Source organism: Parasphingorhabdus sp. (assembly GCF_036963805.1).
Taxonomy (GTDB): domain Bacteria; phylum Pseudomonadota; class Alphaproteobacteria; order Sphingomonadales; family Sphingomonadaceae; genus Parasphingorhabdus.
On sequence record NZ_JBALUN010000010.1, the window covers coordinates 1 to 13,901 of the forward strand.

The following is a 13,901-nucleotide window of genomic DNA, read 5'->3' on the forward strand; positions in this document are numbered from 1 at the left end:
GGCTCTACTGATACCAGCTTTGGTTTGCCTTCCGTGAGAGTGCCGGTCTTGTCGACCACAATGGTGTCAATTTTCTCTAATGTTTCGAGTGCTTCGGCATTTTTGATTAATATCCCGTTCTGTGCGCCTTTGCCGGTGCCGACCATGATTGACATGGGCGTGGCAAGGCCAAGCGCACATGGACAGGCAATGATGAGCACTGCTACAGCATTGACCAACGCATAAGCCAGCGCGGGATGCGGCCCCCAGACACCCCATATGATGAATGTGGCGATCGCGATGAGAACCACCGCAGGCACGAAGAGGCCCGCTACCGTGTCGGCAAGCTTTTGGATAGGCGCACGGCTGCGCTGTGCCTCTGCGACCATTTGTACGATTTTTGCCAGTAATGTGTCTTTGCCAATTCTGTCAGCGGTCATCACGAAGCTACCAGTCTGGTTGACCGTACCCCCCGTCACGTCATCACCTTCGGCTTTGCTTACCGGAATCGGTTCGCCGGTTATCATGGATTGATCTACAGTGCTTGAGCCTTTGGCAATTGTGCCATCTACCGGTATCTTGTCACCGGGGCGCACGCGCAAGCGGTCGCCCAATTGCACCTGATCAAGAGAAATTTCTTCCTCCGAGCCATCTGCATTTACGCGAATGGCTACTGGTGGTGCTAACTCAAGAAGCGCGCGCAATGCGCTTGATGTTTGACCGCGGGCTTTGAGTTCCAGAACCTGCCCCAATAAAACTAACGTCGTAATGACCGCCGCGGCTTCATAATATATCGCAACATTGCCATTATGACCCCGAAAAGCGTCCGGGAACATGTTGGGGAAAAAAGTAGCAAAAACACTGAACCCGTAAGCCACAGCCACGCCCAAACCTATCAGGGTGAACATATTGAGGTTCATTGTTTTTACAGATTGAATCCCGCGAACAAAGAATGGCCAAGCACCCCACAATATGACCGGGCTTGCAAGTAGAAGTTGCAGCCATTGTCCCGTCTGCGGGTCAAACCAGTCTTCAAACGGGTTGCCTGGGAGTAGCTCTCCCATGGCGAAAATAAATAACGGGATTGTGAAAAGTGAACTCACCCAAAAACGACGACGCATGTCAACATATTCTGGGTCTGGACCTGTCTCGAGTGAAAAGGTCTCAGGTTCCAACGCCATGCCGCAAATGGGACATGAGCCGGGCCCTTCCTGCCGGATTTCCGGATGCATCGGACACGTATAGATCGTTCCGGCGGGCGTATTGTCTTGTGCCTCACGATGCTTTCCAGAAATATAATATTCTGGATCGGCAACAAATTTGGTTTTGCATCCGCCAGAACAAAAATGATAATCCCGAGCATCATGATGCGCATGATGCTCGGTTTTATCCGGCTCAACAGTCATGCCGCAGACAGGGTCTGTTACATGATCTGAAGAGCCTTCGTGGCTGTGGTCATGGCCTGTAAGGCCACCGGGGGAAGGATTAACCTCAGCCATTAGTGGTGTTTCCAATCCGGCTCTCAATGAAACGTTTGAGCGGAATGCCGAACAGCGCAATATACCAGCCATAAGCAAAGCTGCCGGCAGCGCCCGCGAGAAAACCGGGCCATGTTAGCCATTCAAATCCAGGGAGCCAAGGCGCCCAGGCTTCATGCATATGCGCCCATTGAGGAGCTAGCACGCCAAAGCCGATGCAAATCAGATAGCTAATAAGCAGGAATAGACTCAGCGTCCATCCCCAAATAAAAATTTGCTTACTCGTTGAGATATTGGACATTTTAATCTCCATCTTTTAGTTGATAAATATACCATAGAGGGGTATAGTTTATTAGTCAATCCTGAAAATTGAAGTTTGGGCAGACTCTTTTGATTGCAAGCCAACTAAAATAAGGCATAAGAAAAATATGACAGAAAAATTCGCCAAAGAAATAACACGGATGCGCCGGATTGAAGGTCAAGTTCGCGGAATTGCCAAAATGATGGAGGATGGCCGTTACTGCATTGACATTCTTCAGCAATTTTCTGCTGTGGAGGCCGCATTGCGTGCCGCCAAGATGAAAATTCTCGAAACGCACACCAATCATTGCGTGCAGGAAGCCCTCACCTCTGGCGACAAAGCTGATCAAAAGGAAAAAATAGCCGAGCTGATCAACTTGTTCGGAAAAATGGGAAAATAGAAAATCGTCCGGAGCCCTGAGGCAAGGGTATCAAGACCCCGGACCAATCCCGCGACCTTACTCTTTTTTGGCTTTGCCGTGATCCATTTTACTGTGATCCATTTTGCTATGGTCCATTTTTGAATGATCCATCATCTGGCAAGACATTTTGCCGGCGGCATTTTTCTTCATCATGCCTTCTACCTTCTTGCCGTCCTTCATCATTTGGCATTGCGGCCGTGGAGACGCATCGGCTTTATGGTCATGTGCCAATGCCGCCCCGCCAGATGTCAGAGCTATGGCTCCCAAAATTAGTGTCAGTTTCTTCATGATATTTCCTTTCTTGGTTTAAATCTCAATTGTACGATGCGAAAACGCGCGGCGCTTCTGTCCCGAACGCAATGACCTGGTAGGCTTGGGTTTGATTTTGATATTCCATGCCGGGCGAACCAATAGGCATACCTGCCACGGCAAGACCCTTCACTCCAGCGGGGCGGGTTTCGAGCAATCGCTTGATATCAGCTGCCGGGACGTGGCCCTCAATGACATAGCCGTCAATAACAGCGGTATGACAAGAAGCCAGCATCGGCGGAACGCCCAAAGCGGTTTTACGCGCCCGCATATTAGCTTCGTCTTTAACCGTGATCGTCCGATCCATACCTTTCTCGGCATGATCCGCCCACTTCAAACAGCAACCGCATCCAGCATCCCGGTACATAACGATTGGGGCGGCGCTTACCGCTGTTGTGCAGGCTGCCAGCAACGCGAGCGTCATACCACTGGCTGCTTTGCGTAAAGATTTAATAGATAAGTTTTTGGTCATAAGTATTCCTCTACATTCCCATATGGTTGGGGCCGAGCGACATCTCTGCACCCCAATAGCCTTGAATTAATATCGCCAGTGCTACGGCCGCCAGCCCGACGCGGAACACGGTGCGTTTGCCCGAGTTTGCGGGAGCATTGGACAAAAGAGCGAGCAATATACCGGTTATGGCGATGCCGGTGCCTGTCCACCTGTGAAGTCCCAAAATCTCCGAACGATCACTCATGCGTATGCCGCCTGCAAGCCATCCCAATATTGCAGCAACGACGCCGCCGGCAGCGCCGACCCAGACAAGGAACCGAACCGAACTCCCTACACCTGCCGTCGGATTGATAATCATGATAAACTCGGCCAGCGCGGCAACCAGGAAAAGTGCGATTGGGAAATGAACCGCCATAGGATGTAAGCGACCGAGAAAATCGATGAGGTCGAAGCCTTTGTCGGTTGCCGCCTTGTGGGCATGTTCGGCATGCGGATCTAGCGTATCTCCAGATTGCATCGACGGCATGCCTTTGTCGGCGGGGTTGTGTTCGGTCGATTGGGCCACGGGATCAGGCTCATTATTGCGGTGCGCCTCGTGCGCCTGCAATGCTGAAACTGGCGAAAATATTAGAAATACTGCCAAACTGATTGCGCGCCAGTGCATAAAAAGACTCCACATCTGCCGCTGTTTGATACTGCGGCTATGTCACTGTTACGCATCTAACGCCCATACCCCTCAAATTTTATTGAGGGTTTTCCGAATGCGGCGCGTAAGGTAATCAGGAAGGCAGTTTTGGAAAGGAAAGCTGAATGACTGAGAAGTTTAGTAAAATTATGGAAGATCTAGGCCATCAAAGATCACCTGATATTGGTCCGGATTTTGAGGCCGGTATCTGGTCCCGTGTATCTCAAATTGAAAGCAGACAGCTTGCAAGGGGACGCAATGGCCTGGCAGCAATCATGCTGGTCACCGCGTTAAGCGTCGGCATGATAAGTGGCGGCAATGAAGCTATAGCGAGCAGTGGCTCCAGTTATTTGAGCGATGGGCCGGACTATTCACCAGCCACATTGCTGCACATTTTACCATGAGAATGGGGCCTTTTCGCATCGCGCTTCTGATTTTTCTGGCACTGGCTGCTGGATTTCTGGGGTCTTTAGCGGCCAACAAATGGTCAGCGCAAAATGGAGAAAGTCTCAGCCTTCATGGGTTTGTTCATCAAGAACTTCGTCTTTCACAGACCCAAATGAAAGACCTCGACGTAATGGAGAATAAATTTGCGGTAAAGCGCCGTACGTTGGAGCTATCGCTGCGCGCGGCCAATGGCGAACTGGCGACCGCTATGGAAGAAGAGCATGAATTTGGTCCTAAAGTTGCATTGGCGGTAGAAGACGTTCACGACCGCATGGGGGAGTTACAAAAAGCAACAATCGCGCATGTTTTTGAAATGCGCTCCCTGTTAACGCCCGATCAGCAAAAGATATTTGACCGTCACGTAGGCGATGCACTTACCGCTGACCCGCAATGACATCAATTGCATAATTTGAAATGGACCGGCCAATTTCAGTTGAAGGGGACAATATCCTTGCAAACCGGGCTGCTGATGGAGACCGGAGAGCGTTTGGCACTCTGGCGAAACGCCATGGCCCGCGCTTGCTCAATATCGCCCTTAGAACATTGCATAACTCAGACGAAGCGCAAGATGCTGTGCAAGACGCAATGGCTTCGGCATGGTTCAAAATTGGTCAATTTGATCAGAGCCGCGAGTTGGCTCCGTGGCTAACCAGAATCACGCTTAATAAATGTCGTGATCATTTGAGGCGGCGCAAAGTGCGCCGCTTTTTTGAGTTTGGAAGCGGCCAGGAGTACGAATTAGAAACAGCTGACGAAACACCGGATCAATCTTCCGACCTGGAATCCCGTCAGTTGCTTTCTCTAATGGAAGAAAAAATCGCCACCCTTCCCCATTCTTTAAGAGAGCCTTTCGTTTTGGTGACTTTTGATGAACGCAGTCAGGCTGAAACGGCTGCTCTTCTGGGCATTTCGGAAAAGGCAGTTGAATCGCGAATTTACCGCGCGCGAAATAAACTGCGGGATGCAGCTAAAAATTTTGAGGGATAGGCCATTTGGGCGCGTAATGAGGTTGAACACAGACCTTATATTCAGGACAGAATTTATGCTTTCCCTCGACCGCAGAAAATTAATTACTTCATCTTTGGCGCTGGGCGGCGCTGCAGGATTATCAGCAGCGATGCCCGCATGGGCCCGTGCAACAAAAAACGGCACATTAGCCCGCAAAGGCAGTGATGTTCTCTCCGGCGAATATATGAAAATGACGGTTGCTGATGCCGCGTTTACGACCGGCAGTCGGCGCGGACCGGCTGTTACCGTAAACGGCACTATCCCTGGCCCTTTGGTGCGCCTCAAGGAAGGCCAGAACCTCGTCGTCGACATGGTCAATGATAGTTCTGAAGGCACGTCAATTCACTGGCACGGGCTGCTTGTTCCGTTCTTAATGGACGGTGTTCCCGGCGTCACAATGGCGGCGCTCGAACCTGGCAAGACATTTCGCTATGAATTCCCGATACGCCAAGCAGGAACCTATTGGTGGCATGCCCACACTTTGCAGGAACCAATGGGCCACTATGGCCCAATCATCATCGACCCCAAGGGACCAGAGCCGGTAGAATATGACCGGGATTATGTAGTGATGCTGTCTGACTGGTCGCCCATGAATCCGCACACGATCATGGCCAAACTTAAAAAGGGCGAAGGCTATTTTAATTATAATCAGCGCACGATGACAGATGACTATCCGCTTTCGGCAGACGAGCGGCGAATGTGGGCCAAAATGCGGATGATGCCAACCGATATTGGAGATATATCTGCCGCAACCTATACCTATCTTCTCAACGGGCATGGTCCTGAAGATGGACTCGAATATCTTTTCAAGAAGGGCGAGCGTGTACGTTTGCGCTTTATCAACGGGGCCGCTGCAACGTTTTTCAATATCCGTATTCCTGGCCTGCCAATGACCGTTATCCAAGCCGATGGACAAAACGTCCGGCCGGTTCAAGTAGACGAATTCCAAATTGGCAATGCCGAAACTTATGACGTCATCGTTGAGCCGGGGAGCAGCGACGCCTATACAATCGCTGCTGAATCAATGGACCGCTCAGGCATGGGACTTGCTACCTTAGCAAGCCGCCCGGGAGCGCGTGCGGCGGTTCCTCCGCTTCGCGATCCACCATTGCTTACTATGGCCGATATGGGCATGTCCGGACACGGCGAAGGTGGGACGGATCATTCGGCGCATGGCGCTAGCGGTGCCGTTGCCGGAGCGGCAATGGCCGATATGGATATGTCGGGCGGCATGAATATGCGTGATACGTCCAAATTGCCGCCTTCGGTCAAGGTCGGCCCGGGTGTAGACATGGTCGCGATGAACCCCGTTGATCGCATGGGCGATCCCGGAATTGGGCTTGATAAGGTTGGTCACCGCGTTCTCAATTACAAACAATTGGTAGCCGCCAAACCCAACAAAGTTCGAACTCCCACACGGCTTAAAGAAATTCACCTAACCGGGAACATGGAGCGCTATATGTGGTCCTTTGACGGCAAGAAATTTTCTGCCGTCACAGATGATCCCATCCGCTTCGCTTTCAATGAGCGTGTCCGGGTTAAACTCGTCAATGATACGATGATGGCGCATCCCATCCACTTGCACGGCCATTTCTTCGAACTGGTAAACGGCGCGAAAAATGATCGCCAACCTCTGAAACACACGGTTATCGTGCAACCAGGCGGTAGCGCGCAATTTGACCTCACGGCAGACGAACCGGGCGATTGGGCGTTTCACTGCCACTTGCTCTATCACATGCATAACGGGATGTTTCAGGTCGTCACCGTGCGCCCGCTGGATGGAGACAAATCATGAAAATGATGATTGCTCTCCTGCTGTCAAGCACAGCAGTGCCCAATGTCGCGTTCGCGCAAAGTCATGACGGTCATAATATGCCCGCTATGGTTGACCCTGATGAAAAGCCGCTGGCCGACGAACCCGATCCTCATGCAGGCCATAATATGGATGCGGCCCAAACGGCGCAGGATGATGTTCCCGTCAACCATGATGAAATGGATCATGAAGGCCTGCCGCATGATGGCGCCGATGAAGCGGAAGCATCTCAGGATATGCAAATGGATTCCATGAGTGATCCCCAAATGGATCACAGCCAAATGGATCATGGCAAAATGAACCAGCAATCCAAAATAGCTGATACCCATACCGGTCACGACATGCCATTAGATTTGCCCGTAAATGCGCCTCCACCCCCAGAAGCGTTTGAAGGACCCACATATGCCGCTGATCAGTTTGTTGGCGCAGAGGCAATGGCCGCTTCACGTGCTGGCGTTGCCCGAGAGGTCAGCGGCACGCCAGTATTTTGGTTTCAAGGGGACCGCCTAGAGTTTCGAGCCCGGGAAGGTAAAAACGGTTATTTGTGGGACGTCCAGGGCTATTATGGTGGCGACCTTGAAAAGTTCTGGTTCAAAAGTGAAGGCGAAGGCAGCTTTGGAGAAGCCATTGAAAGCGCAGAAGTGCAAGCTCTGTACAGCAAGGCAATTGCACCATTTTTCGATTTTCAGGCCGGTATCAGACAAGACCTGACAGGACCCGAACGCACCCACGCGGTGATTGGTATACAAGGTCTCGCACCTTATCTTTTTGAATTGGATGCTGCACTGTTTCTTTCCAATAAGGGTGATCTAACAGCAAGTATCGAAGGCGAGCTGGATCAGAAGATTACCCAGCGCCTGATTTTGCAACCGCGTGCGGAGGTTAGTCTTGCCGCTCAAGACATTCCCGAACTTGGCGTAGGCGCTGGTCTGGACAGTTTAGAGGTGGGGCTTCGGCTGCGTTACGAATTTGCGCGGGAATTTGCGCCCTATATCGGAATTGATCAAGAGTGGAAGCTCGGAGGAAGCCGTGACTTTGCGCGAGCGGCGGGCGAAGATCCATCGGTCACCAACTATGTCGTGGGAATACGTTTTTGGTTCTAGCAGGATTTCAAGTGGTTCCGTTCAAAGGAAAGTTCGATGAAAAATAACAAGCCGGCTCCCCGCCGTATCGCGTTAACGCTCACCTATATTGTCGTTTTTCTCGGCGCGGTCGTCATTGGCGGCTATTTGATGACCCACCAACATCAGGCCCATATCCCTGGCGTATATCTACTCCTCGGCATCGTGCTGCTAGCTTGCATTACGATGTTTCTGTTTATGCGTGGAGGGGGGGAAAGGTCGTCAAATAAGAACGGGAAAGAATGAATAGGGAAACTTCTTTCTAATGACTGGTTTCCTGCCTCACTGGTCGCTGATTCTGATCAGCGCCATATTTCCAATTCTTACAATCATATATGGGCGGCTTAGTATTTATGATAGGCGTGAGGTTAAAGCCAAACTTGGCAAAACTGCCGGAAGGTTTCTGCGCTTAGTTAATAGGCCGGGGACAATAACCAATGGATAAAACTATGATAATTTTCAATGCAATCTTGCTCGCTCTCGCACCAGCCAGTGGTCTCGCAGCACAATCGAGTGACGCCCAAATTGATAGTAAGACGATCGCAATTCAAGCGGATCCTCAAAATTCAACGCGATCCTCTCCAGAAAATGTTCTAACCGCCTATCGGGACGCCATTCAAAGGCTTGATGCTTCAAAGATGAAGCCGCTGTTTTCAGAAGAATCTCAAATATTCGAAAATGGTAAGGCTGAGGGAACATTTCTTCATTATCTGGAACATCATCTGGGTCCCGAATTAGATCATGTAAAAAGCTTTACTTTCACGCAGCCGACAGTCTCAATAACTCAGGTTGATAATACAGCGTTTGCAACCGAGACCTATGGCTATGTAATAGTTTTGCATGATGATCGTAAAATCGAACGCACCGGCATTGCGACGTCTGTGCTGGTTCGTGAAGGCGATAACTGGAAAATTCTGCGGTACCATTCTTCTTCGCGCGCTCCCAAAAAGGCTGAATGATGAAGCTCCAAGTAAAATAGTCAGCGTGCTTTCGGGGGGATAGATGTCGACAAAAGTTCATAATAAGGCAAGCAAAATACATAAATGGCTCGCACTGATCATCGGCGCGCAGCTACTGCTCTGGTTTGTAAGCGGCTCGATCATGAGCATTTTGCCTATCGAGACCGTGCGAAGCGAACATTTGGTATCGCGCGAGGTGCAGCCAGTCGCGAATATTAGCAAGCTGGTTTCGCCGAGTATAATTGCAGAGCAAGCCGGCGGCCCAATTCGTGCCTTGCGATACCGGATGCTGATGGAACGGCCCGTTGCGGAAGTAACTGGGATGGATGAAAAAACTTATCTCCTTGATGGCTTAACTGCAAAGCCACTCGCACCGATCACCAAAGCCGATGCACTTAATATTGCCAGCAAGGCGTGGATTGACGGTGAGCCTCAATTCGCTGCAGTTAACAAAATCACCCAAAATTCGGTCGAGTATCGCGGTGCTTTGCCCGCATGGCAAGTGAGCACAATTGATGACGTGAGGATTTTCATTCCTGTGGCTACAGGGGACATTTCGGCTGTCCGAAGTACTACCTGGCGATTTTACGACTTCTTCTGGTCACTTCACATAATGGACTGGAAAAATCATGAAAACTTCAACAGCTGGTGGCTGATAGCCTTTGCGCTCGGCGGTGTCGTAATGTCCGTTTCGGGTTTGACACTTCTTGTCAAACGCTGGCCATTGAAACGCCGACGGAGAAAAAATGCTAGCTAGTGTTTGGACAAAGAATCAGGCTCAACCCTATCAACAAAACCTCACCATAGCGCCGTTGCGTAAAACGTGGTGATTAGCTTACATTGAGTTTTTATTTGTGTCTGCGCGCGTCAGACTTCAACTGCATCGCCAAACCCAACAATTAGAATACCAAAAATCACGAGAAGGGAAAAGAGACAGCCGCGCCATCTCTGCTTTGGAAGGAGAAATGCCATTCGAGCAGCGATTGCTGCCTGCAGAGTGTAATAAAGGGCGAAGGCGCGAGAGGCATAACTGATAATCTGAAAAACGTCCGCGCTCCAAGTTAATATCAAACCTATGATTGCGAGCAACACATAGCCATTGCGCGGACTAATCCTGCCTTTTGTTAATTCTGCAATCAGACCGCCAGACCCGCTTGTATCGGCTATGGCGGCGCTGAATTGAGCAGCCAACGCCCCGGCTACCAATATCCAGGGCAATATTGGAGAAACAATTTCCATCACATCAATGATTGCCGTTTCCGTCAGCTGGAATTCTTCATGCTCAAATGACAATGCGAACAGCGTGATATAAATCATGTAAATTGCAGCGGCCACCAATTGCGCTAGCTGCATCGATTTAACCCGAACAGCGGCGCTATAATCATCGCCCAGATATCTTGAAGTCTCAAACCCCTGGACAGTAATAATCAAGCCAAAAGCAAGTGTAATGGCCGCCCAACCCGTTAATTGCGGCGGGTGAACGACGAGCGCTGCACTCATGGCCTTTTCGTAGCAATAGTAGCTGAGGCCCACCAACAAGCCGGCGATGATCGCCAGTTTGATCGTAACGGCTATATATTCCATTTTTTCAAGTGCGGAAAAACCGCGCGTATACCCAACGATCAAAATGACCAGAAAAATGAATGAGGTGAGTAGCTTGGCATTGGCAGGATTATTGAGCGATGTCAGGCTAAGCCCGAAGGCGCCAAAGAGATTGAGATAATAGGTGACAGAAATCATGAAGGCGAGCGCCAGCGCCCAGGAGGCAACAGTTTCCAGTTTCTCTGCTACGTAGTCCTGAAAAGTGACTGGCCCATTGCGGACCGTGATATTGAAACGGATTGCACTGCCAAACAAATAGGCGCCAAAGACGAGTGCGCCCATAACAAGCGGCGCCTTGCTTCCATAGGCGTACACCAAAATGGGGGCGAGAACTAGAAATCCGCTACCGATAATCGACGCCAATGGCGTAACAGTTGCCCGCCAAACCGGTGATCGCGAAAGTCTGGGGGAAAGCTGCAACGCACCTGCAAAAATTATGGCTGCGATGATTACAACATTCAATATCATATTGTCATCCCGCTAGGGCATCATAGATTGATGATCGCGGCAGAACGTTCAAGAAGAATAATCCCGCCAAAGCTTAATTGCATCAATCCACAAACTGAATTTTTGACATCAAGATTCCTGTGAGCTTTTCCTCATCGCTTTCCATCGCCCCCATTGAGGGATGAACATTGGAACCTGGCTTTGATACACACGGTAATCATCCCCAAACTTCCGGAGCATTTCCCGCTCTTCCTTGCGTGCAAGAAAATAGTAAGCAATCACGATGAGTGGCAGGAGGCTAATCGAAAATATGGTAGGCCAATGAATGATGCCTTCCCCAAACAGGGCAATGAAAAGTCCAGTATATTGAGGGTGTCTTGCAAACCGGTACAGGCCGGTAGTCACCAACACGTTTTCTTGACGGGCACGATAAACCTCTTTCCAACCTTTAATGAAAAGGCCGATTCCGGTAAATGCCACGCCGTAGCCCAAAATCATCGCCGCAAACATTCCTGTTTCGCTAAAGTCCAGCAATGTCGACCATAAGCTGTTACTAACATATTCCCTATCCAAACCAAAAAAGCGGATGGCGAGGTACACGGTCAACGGGAAGCCGTACATTTCGGCATAAAGCGCGATGATAAATGCCTGTACCAGTCCCGCGCCTGCCCATTCGCGCCAACCCTTTGGTGCAAAATATCTATAGAATACCCAAGAGATCACGATGACCATGATCACGGCCAACCCCCATCCAAACGTGCCCATAAATAATCTCCGTACCAATAATCAGTTAAACCATTTGCGTAGAAAAATGCCCTGCGGTCCCCAAAAAATATCCCTGCCCTGCCTTCAATTTCCCAAATAAGTTTCATGGCTGAAGGAAGAACGAAAAAAGATGATTTTCCGGCGTTAGTAGATACAGACGCAGACTTGTGTTTTTCGTTACAGTGCTAACGCTATTTTAATCGCAAAATCGTGAAACACATTGGTGCAAAACGATGAATATAATCTGCCTCCAATGGCGTAAGTCCTCATTTTCGAAATGCTCTCACAGGTCGCTGCCAGAATCGGCTAACTGTAACGTTCAGGTCTATCATCCGTCATTATTCTTACACATCGTTCGACAGTGATTTCCGGAAAGGACCATTATGAAAACCATTCTTCTGCCTATCGTGGGCAATTCTGGCATGGAAGGCCGTTTGCAAGCGGCTTTATCCCTCGCGCATGACCAAGAAGCCCATCTGAGCTGCCTGCAAATACTGCCATTACCCTATGTATTATGGGCAGGAGAGGCGTCGGGAATGAATTATGGTCAAATGCTTAGCGACGCCGAAGGGGCCTCCAAGATCTTACGAAGTGAAACAGAGACACGGCTTTCTGAAGAAGAGCTTAGCTGGGACTGGCAGGTTCGCACGGGCGATACAGTTAGTGAATTGATTATGGCTGCTCGGTTGGCGGATATGGTCATCGTTGGGAGTGGTTCCGGAGACGATGCACCTGCGGTTCATATTGCGGCCGATTTAGCGGTTCACGTCTCCATTCCCGTACTGGCATTTCCGGTTAATGCTTCGAGCTTCGATCCGGTCGGACCAATGATGATCGCTTGGAATGGATCAGCCGAGGCTGCCAATGCTCTTCGAAACAGCTTGCCGCTTATCTCCAAAGCTGCGAGCGTTGATCTGGTTGTTATCGATGAAGCCTCTTCAGCCTTCCCGGCAGAAGATGCAGGTAACTTTTTGTCCCGGCATGGCATTTCGGCCGAAATCAAAACACTTACCGCGAAGGCGTCGATAGAAGAGACTTTGGAAATAGCTGCTCGCGACATTCAAGCCAGTTGCATTATAATGGGCGCCTATGGTCATTCTCGAACACGCGAAATGATCTTTGGCGGTGTTACCCGGCACATGCTACAAAACAGCGCCATTCCTCTCTTGTTGTCCCATTGAGGATTGCTAGCAGTTGGATGATTGGGTGGAAGTGATACGCAGATTTGAACTGGCGCGAAATGAGAAACTCGCGGGTCAAGAATATGCGCTCTACAGAATTTTTAGCCATTATGCTCTATAGCGAACAACTCGGCGGAGAAGGCGAAACCATGGTTTTCTTACATGGTATAGCCGGCTCAACGCGTTATTGGAAATCTCGCGTCAAACCACTGGCCCACCATCATCAGCTATTGTTGGTTGATCTACTGGGTTACGGCCAGTCCCCAAAACCCTGGACAAAATATACTGTTGATCGCCATGTCGACGAACTTTATCAGGTCCTTCGTGACGAAAAGGCAATGACCATTGTCGGTCATTCATTCGGGGCCATCGTCGCAATAGCTTTTTGCGCTCGCTTTCCCCACTTGGTAAAACGTCTTATCCTGATCAGTCTTCCCTATTTTGGCGATAAACAAGGCGCTATCAAATATTTTAGTGAAAGCCATTTGGCTGAACGGTACGTTACAACGAATATCGCCTTTGCAGCGCTTGCTTGTATGATGACACGCTGGGTTCTGCGATGGTTTCTTCCCTATGTACTGCGCGATATGCCGAGTGAAGTCGTTGAGGATCTGACCCGCCACACTTGGCGCTCTTATACCTCTTCGTTATGGGACGGCGTTTATGGCCATGATCTTTTTGCTGACGCCGACAGTTTGGATCCCAATTTCAATGTCCTTTGCCTGCATGGAAGCGCAGACAAAACCGCTCCGCTATCCGGCGTCCAGAAACTGTTAGCCAATCGTTCGCAGTGGAAAATCCAAATTTTGGCAGATGGAGATCATCATCCTCTTTTGCGAAATCAGCAATGGTGCCTCGAGCAGATTGCGCTGGCGATGAAAAATTAGTCAACCCAACCGCCATTTTGAAGTCGACCAAGCAATCAGCAATA

At 50.0% G+C, this 13,901-nt stretch carries 18 protein-coding genes; 11 read left to right on the top strand and 7 right to left on the bottom strand.

From position 1 onward, the window contains the following. Together V7676_RS16040 and V7676_RS16045 are read right to left on the bottom strand one after the other, a co-directional pair. Window positions 1-1,478 (bottom strand): HAD-IC family P-type ATPase (locus V7676_RS16040; protein WP_442955457.1); only part of this gene is annotated, 1,478 nt, incomplete at its 3' end. Continuing rightward, on the bottom strand, window positions 1,471-1,758 hold the full coding sequence (locus tag V7676_RS16045; protein ID WP_335660622.1) for a hypothetical protein: 288 nt from the start codon (window positions 1,756-1,758) through the stop codon (window positions 1,471-1,473). The genes V7676_RS16040 and V7676_RS16045, both read right to left, overlap by 8 nt. A gap of 127 nt (window positions 1,759-1,885) precedes the next feature. Between V7676_RS16045 and V7676_RS16050 the strand changes: the two genes are divergently transcribed. Beyond that, entirely contained in the window at window positions 1,886-2,158 is a 273-nt protein-coding gene (locus tag V7676_RS16050) for a metal-sensitive transcriptional regulator (RefSeq protein WP_335660623.1), read from the top strand. Between the two features lie 57 nt (window positions 2,159-2,215). Here the strand turns inward: V7676_RS16050 and V7676_RS16055 are convergent, their stop codons facing one another. The 3 genes from V7676_RS16055 to V7676_RS16065 are packed head-to-tail and all read right to left on the bottom strand — an operon-like array spanning window position 2,216 to window position 3,606. Further along, window positions 2,216-2,467, bottom strand: coding sequence for a hypothetical protein (locus V7676_RS16055; protein WP_335660624.1), 252 nt, complete (start codon window positions 2,465-2,467; stop codon window positions 2,216-2,218). A gap of 25 nt (window positions 2,468-2,492) precedes the next feature. Continuing rightward, window positions 2,493-2,960 carry a DUF411 domain-containing protein gene (locus V7676_RS16060; protein WP_335660625.1) on the bottom strand — a complete coding sequence of 156 codons (468 nt, stop codon included), beginning with the start codon at window positions 2,958-2,960 and terminating at the stop codon, window positions 2,493-2,495. Between the two features lie 10 nt (window positions 2,961-2,970). After that, window positions 2,971-3,606, bottom strand: a complete 636-nt coding sequence (locus V7676_RS16065; RefSeq protein WP_335660626.1) for a DUF2231 domain-containing protein — start codon at window positions 3,604-3,606, stop codon at window positions 2,971-2,973. A 146-nt stretch (window positions 3,607-3,752) separates the two neighbouring features. Here V7676_RS16065 and V7676_RS16070 point away from each other — a divergent pair, with 146 nt between their 5' ends. The 8 genes from V7676_RS16070 to V7676_RS16105 all read left to right on the top strand — a co-directional run bounded on the left by V7676_RS16070 (window position 3,753) and on the right by V7676_RS16105 (window position 9,732). Then, window positions 3,753-4,031 carry a hypothetical protein gene (locus tag V7676_RS16070; RefSeq protein WP_335660627.1) on the top strand — a complete coding sequence of 93 codons (279 nt, stop codon included), beginning with the start codon at window positions 3,753-3,755 and terminating at the stop codon, window positions 4,029-4,031. Further along, window positions 4,028-4,468 (top strand): periplasmic heavy metal sensor, encoded by a 441-nt coding sequence (locus V7676_RS16075; protein ID WP_335660628.1) that lies wholly within the window; start codon window positions 4,028-4,030, stop codon window positions 4,466-4,468. The genes V7676_RS16070 and V7676_RS16075 overlap by 4 nt, the downstream gene beginning before the upstream one ends. 20 nt (window positions 4,469-4,488) lie before the next feature. After that, the gene (locus tag V7676_RS16080) at window positions 4,489-5,061 is read left to right on the top strand and encodes an RNA polymerase sigma factor (protein ID WP_066745905.1); all 573 of its coding nucleotides are present in this window, start codon (window positions 4,489-4,491) and stop codon (window positions 5,059-5,061) included. A gap of 55 nt (window positions 5,062-5,116) precedes the next feature. Continuing rightward, complete coding sequence (locus V7676_RS16085) at window positions 5,117-6,877, top strand: copper resistance system multicopper oxidase (protein ID WP_335660629.1); 1,761 nt, start codon at window positions 5,117-5,119, stop codon at window positions 6,875-6,877. Further along, a complete protein-coding gene (locus V7676_RS16090; protein ID WP_335660630.1) occupies window positions 6,874-7,998 on the top strand; it encodes a copper resistance protein B in 1,125 nt (374 codons plus the stop codon). The genes V7676_RS16085 and V7676_RS16090 overlap by 4 nt, the downstream gene beginning before the upstream one ends. A 36-nt stretch (window positions 7,999-8,034) precedes the next feature. Beyond that, window positions 8,035-8,262 (top strand): DUF2933 domain-containing protein, encoded by a 228-nt coding sequence (locus tag V7676_RS16095; protein ID WP_335660631.1) that lies wholly within the window; start codon window positions 8,035-8,037, stop codon window positions 8,260-8,262. A 203-nt stretch (window positions 8,263-8,465) separates the two neighbouring features. Further along, window positions 8,466-8,975, top strand: coding sequence for a YybH family protein (locus tag V7676_RS16100; RefSeq protein WP_335660632.1), 510 nt, complete (start codon window positions 8,466-8,468; stop codon window positions 8,973-8,975). 43 nt (window positions 8,976-9,018) lie between these two features. Next, window positions 9,019-9,732, top strand: coding sequence for a PepSY domain-containing protein (locus V7676_RS16105; protein WP_335660633.1), 714 nt, complete (start codon window positions 9,019-9,021; stop codon window positions 9,730-9,732). 110 nt (window positions 9,733-9,842) lie between these two features. Here the strand turns inward: V7676_RS16105 and V7676_RS16110 are convergent, their stop codons facing one another. Then, window positions 9,843-11,045 (bottom strand): hypothetical protein, encoded by a 1,203-nt coding sequence (locus V7676_RS16110; RefSeq protein WP_335660634.1) that lies wholly within the window; start codon window positions 11,043-11,045, stop codon window positions 9,843-9,845. 108 nt (window positions 11,046-11,153) lie between these two features. After that, window positions 11,154-11,789, bottom strand: coding sequence for a methyltransferase family protein (locus V7676_RS16115; protein WP_335660635.1), 636 nt, complete (start codon window positions 11,787-11,789; stop codon window positions 11,154-11,156). A gap of 383 nt (window positions 11,790-12,172) precedes the next feature. Between V7676_RS16115 and V7676_RS16120 the strand changes: the two genes are divergently transcribed. Both V7676_RS16120 and V7676_RS16125 read left to right on the top strand, forming a co-directional pair. Continuing rightward, entirely contained in the window at window positions 12,173-12,970 is a 798-nt protein-coding gene (locus V7676_RS16120) for a universal stress protein (protein ID WP_335660636.1), read from the top strand. An 83-nt stretch (window positions 12,971-13,053) separates the two neighbouring features. After that, complete coding sequence (locus V7676_RS16125) at window positions 13,054-13,857, top strand: alpha/beta fold hydrolase (RefSeq protein WP_335660637.1); 804 nt, start codon at window positions 13,054-13,056, stop codon at window positions 13,855-13,857. Window positions 13,858-13,901 lie beyond the last annotated feature (44 nt).

Excerpts from the sequence above, each read along its gene's own strand:
- V7676_RS16120 (WP_335660636.1), top strand. The coding sequence starts at position 12,173 with ATGAAAACCATTCTTCTGCCTATCGTGGGCAATTCTGGCATGGAAGGC.
- V7676_RS16075 (WP_335660628.1), top strand. The coding sequence starts at position 4,028 with ATGAGAATGGGGCCTTTTCGCATCGCGCTTCTGATTTTTCTGGCACTG.
- V7676_RS16105 (WP_335660633.1), top strand. The coding sequence starts at position 9,019 with ATGTCGACAAAAGTTCATAATAAGGCAAGCAAAATACATAAATGGCTC.
- V7676_RS16090 (WP_335660630.1), top strand. The coding sequence starts at position 6,874 with ATGAAAATGATGATTGCTCTCCTGCTGTCAAGCACAGCAGTGCCCAAT.
- V7676_RS16045 (WP_335660622.1), bottom strand. The coding sequence starts at position 1,758 with ATGTCCAATATCTCAACGAGTAAGCAAATTTTTATTTGGGGATGGACG.
- V7676_RS16085 (WP_335660629.1), top strand. The coding sequence starts at position 5,117 with ATGCTTTCCCTCGACCGCAGAAAATTAATTACTTCATCTTTGGCGCTG.
- V7676_RS16070 (WP_335660627.1), top strand. The coding sequence starts at position 3,753 with ATGACTGAGAAGTTTAGTAAAATTATGGAAGATCTAGGCCATCAAAGA.
- V7676_RS16125 (WP_335660637.1), top strand. The coding sequence starts at position 13,054 with ATGCGCTCTACAGAATTTTTAGCCATTATGCTCTATAGCGAACAACTC.
- V7676_RS16110 (WP_335660634.1), bottom strand. The coding sequence starts at position 11,045 with ATGATATTGAATGTTGTAATCATCGCAGCCATAATTTTTGCAGGTGCG.
- V7676_RS16100 (WP_335660632.1), top strand. The coding sequence starts at position 8,466 with ATGATAATTTTCAATGCAATCTTGCTCGCTCTCGCACCAGCCAGTGGT.
- V7676_RS16115 (WP_335660635.1), bottom strand. The coding sequence starts at position 11,789 with ATGGGCACGTTTGGATGGGGGTTGGCCGTGATCATGGTCATCGTGATC.
- V7676_RS16080 (WP_066745905.1), top strand. The coding sequence starts at position 4,489 with ATGGACCGGCCAATTTCAGTTGAAGGGGACAATATCCTTGCAAACCGG.
- V7676_RS16050 (WP_335660623.1), top strand. The coding sequence starts at position 1,886 with ATGACAGAAAAATTCGCCAAAGAAATAACACGGATGCGCCGGATTGAA.
- V7676_RS16055 (WP_335660624.1), bottom strand. The coding sequence starts at position 2,467 with ATGAAGAAACTGACACTAATTTTGGGAGCCATAGCTCTGACATCTGGC.
- V7676_RS16095 (WP_335660631.1), top strand. The coding sequence starts at position 8,035 with ATGAAAAATAACAAGCCGGCTCCCCGCCGTATCGCGTTAACGCTCACC.
- V7676_RS16065 (WP_335660626.1), bottom strand. The coding sequence starts at position 3,606 with ATGCACTGGCGCGCAATCAGTTTGGCAGTATTTCTAATATTTTCGCCA.
- V7676_RS16060 (WP_335660625.1), bottom strand. The coding sequence starts at position 2,960 with ATGACCAAAAACTTATCTATTAAATCTTTACGCAAAGCAGCCAGTGGT.